The organism is Corynebacterium sp. MSK039, assembly GCF_030232315.1.
Taxonomy (GTDB): Bacteria; Actinomycetota; Actinomycetes; order Mycobacteriales; family Mycobacteriaceae; genus Corynebacterium.
In genome coordinates, this window is sequence record NZ_JASPJL010000013.1 from 1 (window position 1) to 20,111 (window position 20,111).

General features: G+C 65.5%; 17 protein-coding genes. 3 read left to right on the plus strand and 14 right to left on the minus strand.

Annotated features, from left to right (window positions below; translation table 11 throughout):
• Nucleotides 1-43 precede the first annotated feature (43 nt).
• The 10 genes from QP997_RS08230 to QP997_RS08275 form a co-directional block, all read right to left on the minus strand.
• Nucleotides 44-1,267, minus strand: a complete 1,224-nt coding sequence (locus QP997_RS08230; protein ID WP_284846826.1) for a proline-rich domain-containing protein — start codon at nucleotides 1,265-1,267, stop codon at nucleotides 44-46.
• A 169-nt stretch (nucleotides 1,268-1,436) separates the two neighbouring features.
• Nucleotides 1,437-2,180 (minus strand): ATP-binding cassette domain-containing protein, encoded by a 744-nt coding sequence (locus QP997_RS08235; RefSeq protein WP_284846855.1) that lies wholly within the window; start codon nucleotides 2,178-2,180, stop codon nucleotides 1,437-1,439.
• A 155-nt stretch (nucleotides 2,181-2,335) separates the two neighbouring features.
• Nucleotides 2,336-3,484 carry an ABC transporter permease gene (locus QP997_RS08240; protein WP_284846827.1) on the minus strand — a complete coding sequence of 383 codons (1,149 nt, stop codon included), beginning with the start codon at nucleotides 3,482-3,484 and terminating at the stop codon, nucleotides 2,336-2,338.
• Entirely contained in the window at nucleotides 3,485-4,459 is a 975-nt protein-coding gene (locus QP997_RS08245) for a substrate-binding domain-containing protein (RefSeq protein WP_210398553.1), read from the minus strand.
• A gap of 206 nt (nucleotides 4,460-4,665) precedes the next feature.
• Nucleotides 4,666-6,039 (minus strand): adenosine deaminase, encoded by a 1,374-nt coding sequence (locus tag QP997_RS08250; RefSeq protein WP_284846828.1) that lies wholly within the window; start codon nucleotides 6,037-6,039, stop codon nucleotides 4,666-4,668.
• 92 nt (nucleotides 6,040-6,131) lie between these two features.
• Entirely contained in the window at nucleotides 6,132-7,217 is a 1,086-nt protein-coding gene (yhjD, locus tag QP997_RS08255; RefSeq protein ID WP_284846829.1) for an inner membrane protein YhjD, read from the minus strand.
• Nucleotides 7,218-7,364: 147 nt separating this feature from the next.
• Nucleotides 7,365-8,417, minus strand: a complete 1,053-nt coding sequence (trpS, locus tag QP997_RS08260) for a tryptophan--tRNA ligase (RefSeq protein ID WP_284846830.1) — start codon at nucleotides 8,415-8,417, stop codon at nucleotides 7,365-7,367.
• Between the two features lie 11 nt (nucleotides 8,418-8,428).
• Nucleotides 8,429-9,310 (minus strand): trimeric intracellular cation channel family protein, encoded by an 882-nt coding sequence (locus QP997_RS08265; protein ID WP_284846831.1) that lies wholly within the window; start codon nucleotides 9,308-9,310, stop codon nucleotides 8,429-8,431.
• A gap of 17 nt (nucleotides 9,311-9,327) precedes the next feature.
• Nucleotides 9,328-10,362 carry an exodeoxyribonuclease III gene (locus QP997_RS08270; RefSeq protein WP_284846832.1) on the minus strand — a complete coding sequence of 345 codons (1,035 nt, stop codon included), beginning with the start codon at nucleotides 10,360-10,362 and terminating at the stop codon, nucleotides 9,328-9,330.
• A 54-nt stretch (nucleotides 10,363-10,416) separates the two neighbouring features.
• Nucleotides 10,417-11,625, minus strand: coding sequence for an MFS transporter (locus QP997_RS08275; RefSeq protein ID WP_070758389.1), 1,209 nt, complete (start codon nucleotides 11,623-11,625; stop codon nucleotides 10,417-10,419).
• 232 nt (nucleotides 11,626-11,857) lie between these two features.
• Here QP997_RS08275 and QP997_RS08280 point away from each other — a divergent pair, with 232 nt between their 5' ends.
• Complete coding sequence (locus tag QP997_RS08280; RefSeq protein ID WP_284846833.1) at nucleotides 11,858-14,095, plus strand: NADP-dependent isocitrate dehydrogenase; 2,238 nt, start codon at nucleotides 11,858-11,860, stop codon at nucleotides 14,093-14,095.
• 178 nt (nucleotides 14,096-14,273) lie between these two features.
• On the opposite strand, the gene QP997_RS08285 is transcribed toward QP997_RS08280, so the two are convergent.
• A complete protein-coding gene (locus QP997_RS08285; RefSeq protein ID WP_284846834.1) occupies nucleotides 14,274-14,954 on the minus strand; it encodes an MOSC domain-containing protein in 681 nt (226 codons plus the stop codon).
• 505 nt (nucleotides 14,955-15,459) lie between these two features.
• Between QP997_RS08285 and QP997_RS08290 the strand changes: the two genes are divergently transcribed.
• Both QP997_RS08290 and metX read left to right on the plus strand, forming a co-directional pair.
• A complete protein-coding gene (locus QP997_RS08290) occupies nucleotides 15,460-16,782 on the plus strand; it encodes an O-acetylhomoserine/O-acetylserine sulfhydrylase (RefSeq protein WP_070758382.1) in 1,323 nt (440 codons plus the stop codon).
• A gap of 15 nt (nucleotides 16,783-16,797) precedes the next feature.
• Complete coding sequence (metX, locus tag QP997_RS08295) at nucleotides 16,798-17,964, plus strand: homoserine O-acetyltransferase MetX (RefSeq protein ID WP_284846835.1); 1,167 nt, start codon at nucleotides 16,798-16,800, stop codon at nucleotides 17,962-17,964.
• Nucleotides 17,965-18,074: 110 nt separating this feature from the next.
• On the opposite strand, the gene QP997_RS08300 is transcribed toward metX, so the two are convergent.
• The 3 genes from QP997_RS08300 to QP997_RS08310 form a co-directional block, all read right to left on the minus strand.
• Complete coding sequence (locus QP997_RS08300; RefSeq protein ID WP_284846836.1) at nucleotides 18,075-18,446, minus strand: DUF3017 domain-containing protein; 372 nt, start codon at nucleotides 18,444-18,446, stop codon at nucleotides 18,075-18,077.
• A gap of 28 nt (nucleotides 18,447-18,474) precedes the next feature.
• Entirely contained in the window at nucleotides 18,475-19,338 is an 864-nt protein-coding gene (locus tag QP997_RS08305; RefSeq protein WP_141759423.1) for a bifunctional methylenetetrahydrofolate dehydrogenase/methenyltetrahydrofolate cyclohydrolase, read from the minus strand.
• A gap of 86 nt (nucleotides 19,339-19,424) precedes the next feature.
• Nucleotides 19,425-20,033, minus strand: coding sequence for a tRNA (cytidine(34)-2'-O)-methyltransferase (locus QP997_RS08310; protein ID WP_284846837.1), 609 nt, complete (start codon nucleotides 20,031-20,033; stop codon nucleotides 19,425-19,427).
• Nucleotides 20,034-20,111 lie beyond the last annotated feature (78 nt).

The window sequence follows — 20,111 nt, forward strand, 5'->3', positions numbered from 1 at the left end:
CTTCGGTGACACCGTAGTCATTATCGATGAAACTCCTTCTAGATCAGAGCCTCACACACAAACTTCCTGACACCCTCCCACCGTACTGCTGACCCTGCCAGTTCCCCTGCGGCTGCGCAGGCTGCTGGGCAGCATTGGCCTGCTTGCTAGAGCGGTTCGCCACATCACCGAGGAACTTATTGCGCTGCGCGTCGATCTCCGCAGGCTTTTTCACGATCAACCACACACCCACGGCGAGCGTAAGAATGCTGAGAACAAAGGCGAGGTAGAAGCCGAAGCCAAAACCCCAATCTCCTAGATTCGTGTTTTCCATGATTGCCACGAATTCGTTGAATTCTTCACCAAACTCCCCCTTCAATTGCTTCTTGGCATAAAGCAAGAGGCCAACCCAAACAATCGCGTAAAGCACGCCCAAGGCGCCCGAAACAGTCGCCAGAATGCCGGCTACTTTAAGTTTGAAGTTACGGAACGCCAACACAGCCGCGGCAGCGACGAACGCAATGACAAATAGCTCCACGAAGAATGCCGACCAGCCGTTTTCACTCGAAGAACCCCCCGCCACGATGCCACTAAGTAGACCGGATCCTTCCGTCTTAACGAATCCAAAACCATTGATCCGCAATCTAAGTCGCTCAGAGTAGCCCAGGTCCAGGATGTCGGAATCGATGTCAAACTTAAGCCGGTACCAAGATAGAAGACCAGCGATCAGCTGCCCCACGGCAAGGATGCCCAGGATCCCGGCCATCAGTCGCGGCAGGGCCTTGCTCTGCAGGCTCGTGGCCGCTGCGTAGGCGCTCCGCCCCACAGCGGCACTGACCTTCTTTACCGCCCCCGTACCTGAATTACCTGGCTGCTGTGCCTGCCAGTTGCCCTGGGGCTGGCCCTGCCAGTTCTGTGGCGCCTGCTGCCCCTGCCAGTTCCCCTGCGCCTGGCCGTAACCCTGCTGCGGCTGGCCATAACCCTGCTGGGGCTGTGCTTGCCAGTTGCCCTGCTGGGGCTGTGCTTGCCAATTGCCCTGCTGGGGCTGTGCCTGCCAGTTGCCCTGTTGTGGCTGACCCTGCCACGCTCCCTGCTGTGGCTGAGCACCGTACTGCTGGCCCTGCCAATTCCCCTGCTGCGACTGCTGGGGCTGGCCATAGCCCTGCTGGGGCTGGCCCTGCCAGTTCTGCGGCGGCTGCTGTGGCTGCGCGGTACCGCCCTGGGATGCGGGCTGCCCGCCCTCCTCAGGTGTGTTGCTCTGGTGCCCGTTCGACTCCGGGTTCGTCATAGTGAATCCTCAACTCAATGAAAAATAGGTGAGACCTAGCTCATATTTTTTAATTCTCGGCTACACCTTAAAGCCCCGGTCGAGCGCATTCAATCGCCCCCCCTCAAGAATCGCCCCAGCCCCCGCTCTGGGATCCCCCGCATCCCCCCCTCGCAGCCAGCCCCCGCGGCTAACTACGCAGCTCGTGGCTCAGCGCGTCCAGCTCCCCACCGCCGGACATCTCCACCGTGAGCTCCTCCAGTGTGACGGCCTCCAAGTCAGCGTTCATCACCTGCTCGCCCATGTTCAGCATCATGAAGCGATCCCCCACCAGGTAGGCGTGGTGCGGGTTGTGGGTGATGAAGATGACCGCCACCCCGGACTCCCGGGCCTTCTTCACGAAGCGCAGCACCATGCCGGACTGCTTCACACCCAGCGCCGCGGTCGGCTCGTCCAGGATCAGCACGCGCGCGCCGAAGTAGATCGCCCGGGCGATCGCCACGACCTGCCGCTGGCCACCGGACAGCGTGCTGATCGGCACCTCCACGTCCGGCAGATCCACGCCCATCTTTCCCAGCTGCTCGGCGGTGATCTCGCGCATCTCGTCGGCCTTCAGCCGCCCCAGCGCGCCGGTGAGCTCCTGGCCCAGGAAGAAGTTCCGCCACACGGACATCTGCCCCACCACCGCGAGATCCTGATACACGGTGGCGATCCCCCGGTCGAGGGCGTCCTTCGGGTTGCGCAGCCGTGCGGGCTCCCCGTCGATCAGCATCTCGCCGCCGGTGGGCTGGTGCAGCCCGGAGAGCGCCTTAATCAGCGTGGACTTTCCAGCGCCGTTATCGCCCAGCACGCAGGTCACGGTGCCGGGGCGGATCTCCATGTCGATGCCCTTGAGAACCAGCCGCTCGCCGTAGGCCTTCTCGAGGCCGCGCATCTCGATGATCGGCGGGGTGGCGCCATCCTCGGCACCGGCACCGTCCTTATCAACGGCGCTGTCGGCAACAACGTCCTTATCGACGTCGACGTCGCCTGCCGCGCCCGTCCCGGTCGACGTCACCGTCGCCGCGTCCTTCCACTTGTTTTCGCGAGTCACTTGGCACCTCCCTGCACCCGAGAGAAGGAATTATTGGTCAGCACGGCCAGCAGCAGCATCGCGCCGAGGAAGAACTTGAACCAGTCGGGGTTCCATCCGGCGTAGACGATGCCCTGGTTGGTCATGCCGAAGATCAGCGCACCGATGGCCGTACCGATCGCCGTTCCCCGGCCACCCGTCAGCGAGCAGCCACCGATCACGGCGGCGATGATGTACAGGAACTCGTTACCCACGCCCTGCCCGGCCTGAATCGAGTCGAAGGCGAAGAGGTTGTGCATCCCCACGAACCACGCCGAGAAGGCCACGAACATGAACAGGGTGATTTTCACGCGCCGCACGGGAACACCCACGGCGCGGGCGGCGTCGGCGTCCCCACCGACGGCGAAAATCCAGTTACCGAAGCGGGTCTTGAACAGCAACCAGCTGGCCAGCGCCACGAACAGCAGCCACCAGATCACGGTGATCTGCACGTCCACGCCGAAGACCTCGAAGCTGGAGGCGAAGAACGCCTTGGCGGAGTTGTAGCCCTCCATATCCGAGATCGTTGGGGTGGCGACCTGCCCGGTGACCAGCTTCGTCACGGCGAGGTTGATGCCCTGCAGCATGAGGAACATCGCCAGGGTGATCAGGAAAGAGTGGATGCCGGTCTTGGTGACCAGGTAGCCATTGATCGCGCCGATGGACAGCGAAATGATCAGCGAGAGAAATACGCCCGTCCACGAGTTCAGCCACAGGTTGTAGTTCAGCATCGTGGCGGCGAGCGCGGCGGTGGTTACGGCCACGCCGGAAGAGAGGTCGAATTCGTCGCCGATCATCAGCAGCCCCACGCCAAGCGCGATGATGCCCAGCGTGGAGCTGGAGTACAGCACGGTGGCGAAGGCATCCGCGCTGCGGAAGGCCGGGGCGAGGATCATGAACAGCGCGAAGATGAGGATCGCACCGACCAGGGAGGTCAGCTCGGGGCGCTTGAGGGCCGCGAGGATCGCGTTCTCGCCGTCTTTGCCTGCGTTCGTGTCCGCGGCGCCGCCGGCTGCGGTGTCCGCTGTGTTCTCCTTGTCCGGGGACGACGTCAGGTTCGGCGCCGCCTCGTCGATCTTCTCCGCCGCTGCCGGGCCGGTGGCCTGCTCGGGTGTGGGGTCAGTCATTTAGCGCAGGCCCTCCTTCGCGGCGTCCTCGATCTTGTCCACGTTGCTGGCGTCCACGAAGGCCGGGCCGGTGAATACGGGCTGGCCACCACCTGGAATTGCACCGTTGCGCTTGGCGAGCCAGAGCGCATCGACCGCGAGGTAGCCCTGCAGGTAGGGCTGCTGGTCCACGGCCCACTGCACCGTGCCGTCCTTGATGGCGGTGACGAGCTCAGCGTCGGTGTCGAAGGTGACGATCTTGGCATCAGACCCGGCGGCACGGGCAGAGTTGACGGAGGCCAGGGCCACCGGGGCGACGAGGTTGAGAACCCAGTCAATGTTTCGGTCCTGGGCGAGCTTCGCCTGGACCGTGGAGGTCACGCTAGTCATATCCATGCCGTTGACATAGAGGGTCTCCAGCGTGCCGCCTCCCTTGGCCTGGAGGGCCTTCTTAGCTCCACCGCAGCGGGCTTCCTGGGAGGGATTGCCCTGCTCGTGGATCACGCAAAGCACCTTCTTCGCGCCATCCTTGGCCAGCCGCTCACCCGCGGCTTCACCCGCGACGTGCTCGTCCTGGCCGAAGAAGGCGGACACCCCGTAGCGCTCGTAGTGGCCCATGCCGGAGTTCAGCCCGACGGTGGGGATCCCCTGCTCGGTGGCGCGGCGGGCGATGGGCCCCAGCGCCTCGGCGGTGGGCATGGTCAGCGCGATGCCGTCGACCTGGGAGTCGATGGCGTTGCGCACGAGGTTGGCCTGGTCGGGCGCCTGCGGGGAGCTGGCGTAGCGCAGCTCGATGTTGTTCTTCTTCGCGGCGTCCTCCGCGCCGCGGCGGACCAGGTCCCAGAAGGTATCGCCGGGCGCGCCGTGGCTGATCATCGCGACGGTGTAGCGGGGCGTATCGACGCCGCCGGCCGCGCCACCCTCGCCGTTCGCGTTCTCGCGCGGGCGACCGCCGGTGGCGGAGCATGCCGCGACCGCGCCCATCGTCAGGGCCATGAGCGCCGCGAGGGCGCGTTTGAACGCGGTGTTGATTCGGGGATTATTTTTCTGCACGTTTCCCGATTTTTCGCAGGTCAGAGGCCTAAGTCAAACCGCAAGCCGGCCTTCTGAATCCTTCAAGACGTGCTGTACTGCAGCGATAGCGCGCCGATGCGCCCCGCCCCGCCCCGCGCGCGTGGGGCGCGGTCGGCGGGGTGTCGTGCTTACTCCTTCTCCGCGGAATCCTCGTCCACCGAGTCCCCGTCGCTACCGGGCTCGTCGTCGAGGCTCAGGCCGAGCTGTTCCAGCTCCGCCTTGAGGTTCTCCATGGACAGCTCCAGGTTGGCGTCCTCCCCAAGCGCCCCGGCCGCGCCATTGGGGCTGTGCAGCCCCTGCAGACCCGCGGAGATACCCTGCCCCGGCCCGCCAATGTGCTCGTGATCGTGGCCCGCGTGATCGTGCTCGTGATCATGAGCAGCACCCGCGCCAGCCACGGTGCTTAAGCCCAGCTCCTCCCCCAGCTTCGCGTAGGCCGGGTAGATCACGGTCTGCTCCAGCTCCGCGCGCAGCGGGGCATCACAGAAAGCGTGATCCAGCGCATTGGTGGTCAGCTCCAGCATCTGCCAGTACTCCAGATCGAAGACCTCCGCGAGGCGCTCGAACTCCTGAGTCATCGTCGTGCCGGAGACCAGGCGGTTATCGGTGTGCACCGTGCACACGAAACCCAGCTCGTAGAGCAGGTTGAAGGGGTGATCGGCGATTTCTTCGGCAACACCGGTCTGGGTGTTGGAGGTCGGGCAGATCTCCAGCGGGATGCCCCGGTCGCGCACGTGGCGGGCTACCGGCCCCATCTCGATACCGGAGAGGGTGGCGTTCAAGTCCTCGTAGATGCGCACGCCGTGACCCAGGCGGAGGGTGCCCTGAACCAGGGCGTCCTTGATGGACTCCACGCCCGCGGCCTCGCCGGCGTGGATGGTGAAGGGCACGAGGTTCTCGCGCAGCAGCTGGAAAGCCTCGGCGTGGTTGGCGGCCGGGAAGCCGTCCTCCGCGCCCGCGATGTCGAAGCCGACCACGTAGCCCTCGCCCGGGCTCGAGATCGGGTAGTTATCCACGGTCAGCTGCGCGATCTCGGTGGCGCGGTCGGCGTGCCGCATGGCGCACAGGATCAGGCGGGCGTGGATGCGCTTACCCTTCGCGGCGGCGGCGCGCTCGCCCTCCTTCGCGCCCTGCACGGTGGCCTCCACGACCTCCTGCAGGCTCAGCCCGTTGGCCTGGTGCTGCTCGGGGGCATAGCGCAGCTCGGCGTAGACCACGTTGTCCGCGGCCAGGTCCTCGACGGCCTCGCGGGTGACGCGCACCAGCGCTTCCTTCGTCTGCATGACGGCGGTGGTGTGGTCGAAGGTGGTCAGGTACGTCGGCAGGTCGCCCGAGTTCGCGGCGTCGTAGAACCACTTCTCGAGCTCCTCGGGATCCGTGGTGGGCAGCTCGTAGCCGATCTCGGCGGCCAGCTCCACGATCGTGGCTGGCCGGAGGCCGCCGTCCAGGTGGTCGTGGAGTTCGACCTTGGGCAGGGATGCAATGACGTCCGAATCAATCATGGGGCACAGCTTACTCGGCAGCTGTGCCCCATGGTGGTGGGCGGGAGGTCTAACCACCCCGCCATGTGAAGCTCGGTGAGGAAACCGGCGGCTTATTTGAAGATCGAGCGGATGGCCCCACCCAGGACCACACCCACGGCGGCTCCGACACCCACCAGCCCGGCGCGGCCGGCGTCGGTGGAGCCGGTGCGAACCTCCTGGCGTACGCGGATCACTGCGGCCGGCGGCACCGGCGGGGTCATCATGGCCAGGGACTCCGGCGTGGTGGCTGCCCACGCGGAGCAGTACAGGGTGATGCGCCAGATGAAGTAGAACAGCACCATCACACCGATGATCGGACCGAAGGCAGCGCCCGCCGGGTTGCTCAGCGCGTTGGAGAAGAACATTGTGGCGAACTGCTTGAAGACCTCGAACGCGACTGCGCCGATGATGGCCGCCTTGAAAGCGGACTTGCGCGGCACCTTCGCCCGCGGCAGGTAGACCATCAGCCAGAAGAAGACCAGCAGGTTGGCCAGCAGCGCAACGACCAGAGCCACGAGGAAGGTAATGAATCGGATGCCCGGGACCTCGTCGAGCCCCACCACACCAAGCAGCTTTTCGGTGAGCCCCGAGTTACCGATGGTGGTGACGGCGAAGGCCACGACCAGGGCGAGGAGCAGCCCCAGCAGGCCCAGCAGGTCGGAGAGCTTGCCCTTGATGAAATTCTCCGGGCTGTTATCGACCTTCCACATCTCGGAAGCACCAATGCGCAGGTGATTCATCCAGCTTAGGCCGGACCACAGGGCCAGCAGAAGACCGATGGAGAACACGGACTTACGCTGATCGATCGCGCCCTCGACGATGGTGCCCAGGGTGTCACCCATCTCGCCGCTGCCCATGGACGTCACCTGGTCCATGACCTTGTCCAACAGATCCTGGTTATTCGCCAGGATGATCGCGACTGTTGCCAGCACGAGCATGGTCAGCGGGAAGATGGACAGGACGGAGAAGTAGGTAATACCCGCGGCGAACTGGTTGCCGCCCTGCTCGCCGTAGCGCTCGTTCATCCGCATGATGTGGTCGAACCACGGCCACTTGTCGCGGAGCTTGACCAGCGCCCCTTCGTCGTCTTTGCGGCTGCGTTCCACGCCGTAGGCGTCGAGCTTGTCATAGTCGGGCGTCGTTGATGTTTTCGCCATCAGCGCGTCCATCCTTCCTTGGGCAGGCTTTCGGGGCTTCGGGTTTTCGATCCGGGGTTGGATCTTTTAATGGCACGCACCGGACGGCGGGTGGCCGGCCTGGGCACGTACCTCATTATGTCGTTTTAAGGTTCGCGGTGTGCCGGTTTAGGGCTTTGGCAGGAAACCGACGCGGTCGTAGACCTGCTCCACCGTCTTCGCAGCAATCTCGCGGGCGCGCTCCGCGCCCTTGGCCAGGACGCGCTCCAGCTCTGCGCGGTCGTCCATGTACTCGTTGTACTTCTCGCGCAGCGGGGAGCAGAAGGCCTCGAGCACCTCGGCGGTGTCCTTCTTCAGGTCGCCGTAGCCGGAGCCCGCTTCCTGGTACTGGGTGACGAGCTCGTCGATGCTCTTGTCACCGAGGGCGGACTGGATGACCAGGAGGTTAGACACACCCGGCTTGTTCTCGACGTCGTAGCGGATTTCGTTGTCGTTATCCGTCACCGCGCTGCGGATGCGCTTGGCGGAGACCTTCGGGTCGTCCAGCAGGTTCACGAGGCCACGCGGGTTGTCGGTGGACTTGCTCATCTTGGCGGTCGGATTCTGCAGGTCGTAAATCTTCGCCGCGCCCTGCGGGATCATGCCCTCCGGCACCACGAAGGTCTTCTTATAGCGGGAGTTGAAGCGCTCCGCGAGGTTGCGGGTCAGCTCCAGGTGCTGGCGCTGGTCCTCCCCCACTGGCACGAGGTGCGGGCGGTAGAGCAGGATGTCCGCGGCCATGAGCATTGGGTAGGCGTAGAGCCCGGAGGTGGTGTTCTCGTTGCCCTGCTTGCTGGCCTTGTCCTTGAACTGGGTCATGCGGCGAGCCTCGCCGTCACCAGTGATGCACATCAGCACCCACGCAAGCTGGCTGTGCTCCGGGACGTGCGACTGCACGAACAGGGTGGAGCGCTCCGGGTCGATGCCGAGCGCGAGCAGCTGCGCGGCACCGGCGAGGGTGCGGTTGCGCAGGTCCTTCGGGCTATATCCCGGCACGGTGATGGCGTGCTGATCCGGGATGAAGTAGAAGGCGTCGTAATCATCCTGCAGGGTAATGAACTGCTTGACCGCGCCGAGGTAATTGCCCAGGTGATAGGAGTCGCTGGTGGGCTGGAGGCCGGAGACGACGCGCTGCTTCTTCGCGCCGTTATCGCTGTGCTGTGGGTTTTCGCTGCTTGTCATGTCTTCTAATGCTACTCACCAGGTTTCGGCTGCGTGTCGCCGTCCCCCTGTCCGTGGCATTCGCAACCACATTCCTTGTTGACGTCGCTCTCGGTCGCCGCTTGTCCCCCGGCGCGTGGGTCCTCTCCCGTGGCGGTTGCCCCCGGGTTTTCGCCGTGGTGGCGGTGCCGCAGCCCGGCGATACCCTCGGTGATGCGCAGCTGGCGGGGGCCTGCGGGGCGCAGCTCCCGGGCCTTGTTCAGCAGGCGGTTGGACAGGCTGTGCTCCCGGTCCCGGGTGAACTCGCGCTCTTGGTACTCGAAGACGGGCAGGGACCAGTGGAAGAAGATGGCGCACAGCCGCAGTCCGAAGGTGAACGCGAGGACGATGATCGCGTTGACGTTGTCGTTCACCCCGGCGGCGTTGAGCGCCAGGTAGAGGATGGATCCGGAGACCGCGACGGAGGCGTAGAGGTCGCCCTGGAAGACCAGGGGGACGCGGTTGCTCATGATGTCGCGGAGCACGCCACCGAACACACCGGTGAGCACCGCCGCGACGATCGCGATGAGCGCCCCGTGCCCGGCCCCCAGGGCGATCTGGGTGCCGAGCACCGTGAACACAGAGAGCCCCACGGCGTCGAGGATGAGGAAGACCCAGTGGAAGTAAGTCATCATCACGGGGATGGCCACGGTGATGAACGCGGCGACGAGCACGAAGACCAGGTACATCGGGTTTTCCACCCATACCAGCGGGTAGTTCCCCAGCAGCACATCGCGGACGGAGCCGCCGCCGATGGCGGTCACGCACGCGATGATGGCCACGCCGAAGAGGTCCATGCGCTCGCGGCCGGCGGCCAGGGCGCCGGTCGCGCCTTCGGCGGTGATGCCGATGACGAAGAGGACGATCAGGAACATGCCGTCTCCCGGTGGGTTTAGCGGAACTCGAGGATCACGGGGCTGTGGTCGGACCAGCGCTGGTCGTAGGTGGGCGCCTTGTCCACCCGGGCAGCGGCGGCGTGCTCCAGCAGCCCACCGGTGACGGCGTGCAGGTCGATACGCCAGCCCGCGTTCGTGTCGAAGGCCTTGCCGCGGTAGCTCCACCAGGAGTACGGGCCGTCCTCCTCGGGGTGGAGGTGGCGCACGGCGTCGTGCCAGCCTGGCTGGGTGGCGGCGCCTGCCGCGATGCGGGCCTGCGCGAGCTCGCCGGGCTGGTAGTCCACGGCACCGAAGAAGTCCTCGGCCGCCCCGGCGGGGTTACCGACCCGGCCGGAGTCCTCCGCATCGCCCACCTGGGTTGCACCGTCCGGGTAGGTGCCGAGCACGTGGTCAAGGAAGGCGCGCTCGGCGGGCAGGAAGCCGGACTTGTTGCGGTTGGGCTTCCAGTTCTTCAGGTCCGCGCGGCGGTGGCAGATATTCCAGTCACCGCCGATGAGCATCTGCTGCCCGCCGGCCTCGGCGGCCGCGGCACGCTGGTGCATGAAGGGCGCGAAGGCATCCAGGAAGCGGAACTTCTCGTCCTGCTTCTCGGTGCCACTGGCACCACTGGGCAGGTAGAGGGAAGCCACGGTGATCGGCTGGGTTGTACCCCCGACCTCGGCGTCCACGGTGGCCTCGATGTAGCGGCCGGAATCATCGAATTCGCGGGCGGCGTCCTCGGCGCCGGGGTGCTCCGGGTTGGCCTCGTGACCGAAGCCGATCTGCACGTCCCGCAGCGGCAGGCGCGAAAGGATCGCCACCCCGGCCCGGCCCTTGGCTGCGGCGGGGGCCTGGGCGAGGTGCCAGCCGTCCTCCAGGGCGGGGGCGATCGCCTTGGCGGTCTGCGCCTCGTCGGCGCGGACCTCCTGCATCAGGACCACATCCGCCGGGTGGCTGGCCAACCACGGGAGGATGCCCTGGTTGTTCTCGTGGCGCACCTTCGCGGCGGCCCTGATTCCGTTGACGTTAACCGTAGCGACTGTAAAACCCATGCCCACCAATATAGGCCGTGCCCCGGACACACCAGCAGCCGCATAAGCCGCGGGCTAGGAGGCGGCGAGCTGGCGACGTCGTAGCAGGAAGGCGAGCAGCCAGACCACCGCACCGGTGGCAGCCAGGGCCGCACCCGCGAGGGCTGGGGCAGCATAGCCGAAGCCAGCGCCGATGACCGCGCCACCGATCGCGGCACCGGCGGCGTTGGCCATGTTTAGCGCGGAGTGGTTGAGGGCGGCGGCGAGGTTCTGGGCGTCCCGGGCGACGTCCATCAGGCGGGTCTGCAGGCTCGGGACCAGGCAGGAGCCCAGGAATCCGATGAGGCCGAAGTTGGCGATGCCTGTGATGGCGTTGGTGGAGGTGAAGTAGAACGCGCCCAGCACCACGATCAGAGCGATGAGGCTGCCGGCGATGGTGTACTCCAGGTTCCGGTCAGCCAGCACGCCGCCGAACCAGGTTCCGAAAACCATGCCGATGCCGTAGACCATCAAGGGAATCCAGATGAGGGTTTCGCTGAAGCCTGCACGCTCGGTCAGCGTCCAGGAAATATAGGTATAGACCGCAAACATGCCGCCGAAGCCGACCGTGCCGATCGCCAGGGTGAGCAGTACCTGGGGGTTGATCAGAGCGCCGAGCTCGGTGATCGGGTTGCTCTTCGGCATGAGGGTCATGTGCGGCAGCGAGATATACAGCGCCACGAAGGTCACCAGGCCGATCACTGCGACGAGCAGGAAGGCGAAGTTCCATCCGAAGTGGGTGCCCAGCCACTGCGCGGCGGGCACACCTGCGACGGTGGCCACCGAGAGTCCCAGCCCGGAGAAGGCCACCGCCTTGCCGCGCTGCCCCGGCGGGGCCATCGAGGCGGCGATGAGCGCGGTGACGGAAAAGTAGGCACCGTGTGGCAGGCCGGCGATGAAGCGGCTGATCAGCAGCATGTTATAGCTGCTGGCCAGCACGGTCAGCCCGTTACCGATCGTGAAGGCGATCATGAGCACCAGTGCCAGGCGACGGCGCGGCACGGTGCTGGTCAGCGTGGTGATGAGCGGGGCACCCACCACCACGCCGAGGGCGTAGGCGGAGATGACGTGCCCGGCCGTGGCCTCCGAGATCTGGAAATCCTCGGCGATGAGATTCAGCAGCCCCATCGCCACGAACTCGGTGGTACCGATGCCGAAGCCACCGAGCGCGATGGCCAGCATGGTGATGATTCTCCTGCGGCTGCCCATGGTGGTTTGTGTTGGCACGGGGCGGCGATTCGGCATGGTTGGCACGGGGCACGCTTCCTGAAATTCTTTGGCTGGGCCGGATGAATACGAAGTAACGAAAAAGAATCAATATTTTTAATAACTTTTTTCGCCTTTCGCAAGCGAAGTTGCGACAGTACCCGTATGATTCACGATTTTTCTACTTCACGTAAGCTGGGTAGCACGATAAAAATCGAGTGACTTTTAACGGTTCACCGAAAACGATGTGAAAGCAGGGAGATACCGCCTTATGGCCAAGATCATTTACACCCGTACCGACGAGGCCCCACTTCTGGCCACGTATTCGCTGAAGCCGATCGTGGAAGCTTTTGCATCGACTTGCGGCGTGGACGTGGAAACGCGTGACATCTCGCTGGCAGGTCGTATCCTGGCCGCTTTCAACGATAAGCTCCCGAAGGAGCAGCAGGTCAACGACGCTCTCAAGGAGCTCGGCGAGCTGACCCAGTCCCCTGAGGCCAATATCCTCAAGCTGCCGAACATCTCCGCATCCGTCCCGCAGATGCGCGCAGCCATCGGCGAGCTGCAGAAGGCCGGCTACGACCTGCCGGACTTCCCTCTCGAGGTCAACACCGAGGAGGAGAAGGACGCCTACGCCCGCTACAGCTCCGTCATGGGCTCCGCCGTGAACCCGGTGCTGCGCGAGGGCAACTCCGACCGCCGTGCGCCGAAGGCCGTGAAGAACTACGTGCGCACCCACCCGCACACCATGGGTGAGTGGACCGCCGAGTCCAAGACCAACGTGGCAACCATGGAGGCCAACGACTTCCGCCACAACGAGCAGTCCGTCATCATGCCGGCTGAGGATGACCTGCGCATCCAGCTGGTGAAGGCCAACGGCGAGACCACTGTGCTGCGCGAGTCCCTGCCGGTGCAGAAGAACGAGATCGTGGACTCCACCGTCCTGCGCGCCGCCGCGCTCGACGAGTTCCTGCGCGCCCAGGTCGCCCGCGCGAAGGCTGAGGGCGTGCTGTTCTCCGTGCACCTGAAGGCCACGATGATGAAGGTTTCCGACCCGGTCATCTTCGGCCACGCCGTGCGCGCTTACTTCTCCGACGTCTACGAGCAGTACGGCGAGGAGCTGCTGGCCGCCGGCCTCGACGGTGAGGACGGCCTGGCCGCCATCCTCGACGGCCTGTCCGAGCTGGACAACGGTGAGGAGATCCGCGCCGCATTCGACAAGGGCCTCGAGGACGGCCCGGATCTCGCGATGGTCAACTCCCACCGCGGAATCACCAACCTCCACGTCCCGTCCGACGTCATCGTCGACGCTTCCATGCCAGCCATGATCCGTGACTCCGGCAAGATGTGGAACAAGGACGACGCCCGTCAGGACACCCTGGCCGTACTGCCGGACTCCTCCTACGCAGGCGTGTACCAGGTCGTCATCGACGACTGCCGCAAGAACGGCGCATTCGACCCGACCACGATGGGCACCGTCCCGAACGTCGGCCTGATGGCGCAGAAGGCTGAGGAGTACGGCTCCCACGACAAGACCTTCAAGATCGAGGCGGACGGCAAGGTCCAGGTCCTCAACAAGGCCGGCGACGTGCTCATGGAGCACGAGGTCTCCGAGGGCGACCTGTGGCGCGCCTGCCAGGCCAAGGACATCCCGGTTCAGGACTGGGTGAAGCTGGCCGTCGAGCGTGCCCGCAAGACCGGCGACCCGGCTATCTTCTGGCTGGACCCGGAGCGCGCCCACGACCGCAACATGGCAACCCAGGTCGAGAAGTACCTGAAGGACCACGACACCGAGGGTCTGGATATCCGCATCCTCTCCCCGGTCGAGGCCTGCCAGCTCTCCGTGGACCGCATCCGCGAGGGCAAGAACACCATCTCCGTCACCGGTAACGTGCTGCGTGACTACCTGACCGACCTGTTCCCGATCTTGGAGCTGGGCACCTCCGCGAAGATGCTCTCCATCGTTCCGCTGATCGCGGGCGGTGGCCTCTTCGAGACCGGTGCTGGCGGTTCCGCGCCGAAGCACGTCGAGCAGCTGACCGAGGAGAACCACCTGCGTTGGGACTCCCTGGGCGAGTTCCTGGCGCTGGCCGAGTCCCTGCGCAAGCTGGCCGACACGGATAACAACCCGCGCACCCCGGTGCTGGGCGACGCGCTGGACGTTGCTACCGAGCGGATCCTGGAGGAGGGCAAGTCCCCGCAGCGCGAGGTCAACACCCTCGACAACCGCGGTTCCCACTTCTACCTGGCAATGTTCTGGGCTCGCGCCCTGGCCGACCAGAAGGACGACACCGACCTGGCTGAGCTCTTCGCCCCGGTCGCCGACGCGCTGGAGGCAGCCGAGGACGAGGTCATCAAGGAACTCAACGACATTCAGGGCAAGGCCGTGGAGCTGGGTGGCCACTACCACCTGGACGAGGAGAAGGCGAACGCCGTGATGCGTCCGGTCGCTGCATTCAACAAGATCATCGACGATCTTGCTGCAGCAGATAACTCCCTGGAGGGCTAGTACCCCTCCCCCGTTGGGCCTGCTGCAGGCCCGCCCCGGGGTCAGCGGAGGGATATAGCCGACTGGGCCTAGCGCGCTAGAGATAGCGCCGCTAGGCCCAGTTTTTCTTTTCTACCGGCCAGGAGCCCCTGCCCCGGCCTTGCGGCCTCCGTCCAGCGGAGACCAAGCTGCTCATATCTCAGTTCAGCAGGCGACCCAGCTGCTCATGATGGTGCCCGGGGAGCACCCCGGCGTCGAAAACCTTGCGGGCGGCTTCCTTATCACCCAGCTTGGCGGCGAAGGCCTCCCCCATCGTGACACCATGCTCCGGCACCGGTCCGAAGCGAATCTCGTCCAGCGGGCGGATGCGCCCGGCGGTAATCACGCGGAAGTAGGCGCCGCAGTCGCCATGCTGTGCGAAGCGCTTGACCCAGCCCTTCTCATCGAGCCAGGCGGCGAAGGTCGCGCACGGGGTGCGCGGCACGCTTACCTCGAGCTCAGCGCTACCCATGGACACGCGCTGGCCGATGTAGACCTCCGACCACTTCACCCCGGCGGTGGTGATGTTCTCCCCGAAGCTGCCGTAGACGAGCTCACGGCCGAGCTCCCCTTCCCAGAAGTCCAGCTCCTCGCGGGCGAAGGCGTAGACGGCCTTATCTGCTCCGCCGTGGTGCTTATCGTCTCCGATCGTATCCCCAACGACGCCGCTGCCGTCGCCGTAGTTCGGGCCCGGCGCGAGCACGTCGATGTGCGCCTGCGGCAGCTTTTCAATGCCGGTGTGCTCGTAGGTTCCGGCGGGGTTGGGTTGTGGGCGACCAACTGCCACCTGGAGCACGCTCGGCTCTGCGTCAATCAGGAATGCAGCGTCTGTATTCGCCATGGTGCAGGTCCTTTCTGGCGCCTTGTGGGCCCGTGTTGTGCTCGTTGCGCTGGGATTCTTTCTTTATCCCGTGCACCACCCCACCCTAGTGACTCAACTGCGGTTGCAGGTGCGACCCGCAATTTTTCCACCAAAAGTGTTGAAGCCCAGACCGCCTACCTCCCATCCGATGCGGTGCAAAACAGCGCTTCGTGCGCTGCTGCCACCCACCGCATGAACCCATACCGAGCGGTACTTAAACCTGACCCCGAGAGGCTAAAAACATGCACTCATCACCTCTCAAAACACCCAAAAATAGACCAAGTGGTATAATTTTTTAAACGCCTCTGACCTGCGCATTTAACGCTGATTACCACCGAAAATAGACAGAGCGGTTTACTTTTTTCAACGCGGACTATAAAGTGAGTCACCACACAGCGATCGAGCGGCACAATCCACCCGGATCCCACCCGGATCGCCACGATTCACAACACAGCCTCAACCACACGAAAGAGACAGGAAAACCATGCCAAAGTACGACAACTCCAACGCGGCAGAGTGGGGCTTTGCCACCCAGCAGATCCACGCCGGCCAGACCCTGGACCCGACCGGTTCCCGTAACCTGCCGATCCACATGACCACCAGCTACGTCTTCGACAACGCCGAGCACGCCAAGCAGCGCTTCGCCCTCGAAGATCCGGGCCCGATCTACTCCCGCCTGACCAACCCAACGGTCGAGGTCCTCGAGAACCGCCTCGCCACCCTCGAGGGTGGTGTCCACGCCGTCGCCTTCGCTTCCGGCATGGCTGCCATCACCGCCGCGCTGATCAACGTCGCGAACTCCGGTGACCACATCGTCGCCTCCCCGCGCCTCTACGGTGGCACCGAGACCCTCCTGCTCGTCACCCTGCCGCGCCTGGGCATCACCACCACCTTCGTCGAGAACCCGGATGACCCGCAGTCCTGGCAGGACGCCGTTCAGGACAACACCGTCGCCTTCTTCGGCGAGACCTTCGCCAACCCGCAGGCGGATGTCCTGGACATCCCGGAGATCAGCAAGGTTGCCCACGAGAACAAGGTCCCGCTGATCGTCGACAACACGCTGGCCACCGCAGCGCTGGTCAAGCCGCTGGAGCTCGGCGCCGACGTCTCCGTCTCCTCCCTGACGAAGTTCTACACCGGCAACGGCTCCGCCATCGGCGGCATCCTCGTCGACGGCGGCAAGTTCGACTGGACCCAGGAGCGCAACGGTAAGCCGGTCTTCCCGAGCTTCGTCACCCCGGACCCGGCCTACCACGGCCTGAAGTACGCCGACCTCGGCGAGCCAGCCTTCGGCCTGAAGGCTCGTGCGGGTCTGCTGCGCGACACCGGCGCCACCCTCTCCGCGTTCAACGCCTGGCTGGCCGTCCAGGGTCTCGACACCCTGAACCTGCGCGTCAAGCAGCACAACGAGAACGCCAAGCAGGTCGCCGAGTTCCTGGACAAGCACCCGAAGGTCGCCAGCGTCGCCTACGCCGGCCTGGAGTCCAGCCCGTGGAACAAGGTCAAGGAGAAGCTGGGCCTGGAGTACACTGGCTCCGTTCTGGCCTTCGACCTGGCCACCGGCGACGCCGACCCGCGCGAGGCCGCCTGGAAGTTCATCGACTCCCTGAAGCTGCACTCCGACCTCGCTAACGTCGGTGACGTACGCTCCCTGGTCGTCCACCCGGCCACCACCACGCACTCGCAGTCCACCGAGGAGAACCTGCGCAACGCGGGCATCTCCCAGGCAACGGTTCGCCTGTCCGTCGGTATCGAGGACGTCCGCGACATCATCGCCGACCTCGAGCAGGGCTTCGAGCAGATTTAACTCACGAGGTTTTCTATGCGCTCCGACTTGCTGCCCGCCTCCGGTTCCTACGCCGATATTCCCATCGGCGAGGTGCTCACTGAGGCGGGCGCAAGCATTCCCGAAGCCTCACTGCGGCTGTACGCCTTCTACGACGCAGCCGAGCAGGCGGCGGTATCCACGCCGCCGGAGGAGCGCCCCATCGTGCTGATCGAGCACGCCCTCACCGGCGACGGCAACGCCACCGACTGGTGGGCCGACATGGTCGGCGTGGGCAAGGCGATCGACACTTCCACGTACCTAGTGCTCTGCGCCAACGCGCTGGGTGGGTGCGCGGGCTCCACCGGCCCCGGTTCCCTGCACCCTGAGGGTGGCTTCTGGGGCTCCCGATTCCCGGGGCTATCCATCCGCGACCTCGTGCAGGCCGAAAAACAGCTGCTCGACGTGCTGGAGATCCCCCGGGTCCACGTGGTCGTCGGCGCCTCCATGGGCGGGGCGCGCACCCTCGAGTGGTCGCTGCTCTACCCGGAGATGATGGACGCCGTCCTCCTCATCGCCGTCTCCGCCCGCGCCTCCGCCTGGCAGATCGGCATCCAGTCCGCCCAGATCCGTGTGATCGAGGCCGACCCGCTGTGGCACGGCGGGGACTACTACGAGGCCGGCATGGGGCCAGTCTGGGGCCTGGGCGAGGCCCGCCGCATCGCGCACCTGACCTACCGCGGCGAGCTGGAGGTCGACGAGCGCTTCGGCGCCGAGCCGCAGCGGGGCGAAAACCCGCTGGGTAAGTACCGCTCCCCCAATCAGCGCTTCTCGGTCGAGGGCTACCTGGACCGGCAGGCGATGAAGCTGCGCAACCGCTTCGACGCCGGCTCCTACGTCACCCTGACGGATGCCCTGAACCGCCACGACGTCGGCCGGGATCGCGGCGGCATGAACGCCGCCCTGGGTAACTCCACGGTCCCCACGATGGTCTGCGGCATCGACACGGACATCCTCTACCCCTATCACCAGCAGGAGCACCTCTCCCGCAACCTGGGAGCCTTCCTGGGGCTGTCCCAGATCACCTCCCCCACCGGCCACGATGGTTTCCTCATCGAGGCCCGCCAGATGGGCAATGTTCTTGAGAAGTTCCTCACGGCCGCCGAGGAGCTGGCCGAGAATCCGGAGCAGCGCGCGGAGATCCTGCAGCACCACAACCGCTAGGAACCGCTAAGGGCGGCCACCGAACAACCGCCACCCAACCCCCCCACGCCCAGCGTCGCGGGATACCCAGCTCCGCGCGACCCTCGCGCAGGGACTTGGTCCGGATGCCCCTAGCTGCCCAGCGTGTCCACGCTGATCGCCAGGTACATCATCAACAACCCCACACCCCCGGCGAAGAGGCAATCGAATTTTCGGCTGCGGACCGCGAAAATCCCCAGCACGTCGGAGTCCACGACCCACCGGATCGTGGCCAAGAACACCAGGCTTGCCCCCATCGCCGTGGTGCCGCGGCGCCAACGATCCGCCGCGATGAAGAACACCCCCACCGCCAGAAGCAGCAAAAACACCCCGATGAGCGCCCGCTGCGCGATCACCGGCAGCGGGGAGGCGGGCACGTCCCGGTCGTGCGGGTTGGCCAGCAGCTGTCGGCGATAAGCGCCAATCTGCGCGGCCTCCGCCCGCTCGTTCGGGGTGTCCGGCATCGTGCCCAGCTCCTCCAGCTCTAATCCCCTAGTTCTCGCCCTGCTCCGCGAGGAGCTCGGCGCGCTCCACGACGTTGTGGACCAGGAAGGCGCGGGTCAGCGGGCCCACGCCACCCGGGTTCGGCGAGATCGCGCCCGCGACCTCCCAGACGTCCGGGTGCACGTCCCCGGCGAGCTTGCCGTCCAGGCGGGAGACACCGACGTCGAGGATCGCCGCCCCCGGCTTGACCATGTCCTTGGTCAGCATGTGCGGCTTACCTGCAGCGGCGACGATGATGTCCGCGTTGATGGTCTCCGCCTTCAGGTCCTTCGTGCCGGTGTGGCACAGGGTGACGGTGGCGTTCTCGCTGCGGCGGGTCAGCATCAGGCCGATCGGGCGGCCAACAGTCACGCCACGGCCGATGACGACGACCTTCGCGCCGTTCAGCTCGACGTCGTAGCGGCGCAGCAGGCTGATTGCACCATTCGGGGTGCACGGCAGCGGGGCGGGCTCGTTGAGCACCAGCTTGCCGAGGTTCACCGGGTGCAGGCCGTCAGCGTCCTTGGCCGGGTCGATGCGCTCCAGCACCGCGTTTTCGTCGAGGTGCTTCGGCAGCGGCAGCTGCACGATGTAGCCGGTGCACTCCGGGTCCGCGTTGAGCTCGTCGATGACGGCGTTGAGCTCCTCCTGGGTCACGTCCGCCGGCAGGTCCTTGCGGATGGACTTCACGCCGATCTGCTCGCAGTCCTTGTGCTTCATCCGCACGTAGGAGTGGCTCGCCGGGTCGTCACCGACCAGGACCGTTGCCAGGCCCGGGGTGATCCCCTTGTCCCGCAGAGCGTCGACTCGTTGCTTCAGGTCCGCGAAGATCTCGTCGCGGTATTTCTTTCCATCCAGGGTAATCGCAGCCATGCCCGCCATTATTCCACAGGCCTAGCGCTACCCCACCGGCGTGCGCCCCCATTCCCCCACTTCAGGGCGAAGACCCCGAACGCAGGTCACTGCCCGCCCGGGAAGCCCAGCTGCCGCCAGGCCTCGTACGCCGCCACCGCCGCCGCGTTCGAGAGGTTCATGCTGCGACGGGCCGGCAGCATCGGGATCCGCAGCTGCGCGGTGATCCGGGGGTCCGCCAGGGTCTCCTCGTCCAGGCCGGTGGGTTCGGGGCCGAAGAGGAGGACGTCACCGCGGCGGAAGTCCACGTCCGTAAACCAGGTCTCCGCGTGCGTCGTGAAAGCGAAGACCCTCGCCCGGGGCGAGGCGCCATCCGCTGCCTGCTTCCGGCTCAGCTCTGCCTGCTTCCGACTCAACCCAGTCAAGTGCGCGGCCGCGGCCTCGAAATCCTCGTGGAGCTGCACCTCCGCCAAGTCGTGATAATCCAGACCGGCGCGGCGGACGTGCTTCTCCTCGAAGTTGAAACCCAGCGGGCCCGCCAGGTGCAGTGCCGCCCCGGTGCCCGCGCACATGCGGATCGCATTGCCCGTGTTCGGCGGGATCTGCGGCTGGTCGAACAGGATATGGAAGGGCGGATCGGCGGCCGGCCGGGGTGGCGTCGTTAAAGAAGAAGACCGACCTGCGGCGGAAGCGGGAGTGGAAGGCTGCGAAGACACGCCACTCACCTTAACCGCGCCCGCGGGCGCTGACGGCACCGGAACACGGTAAGAATGGAGGGGAAGAACCCCGACGAT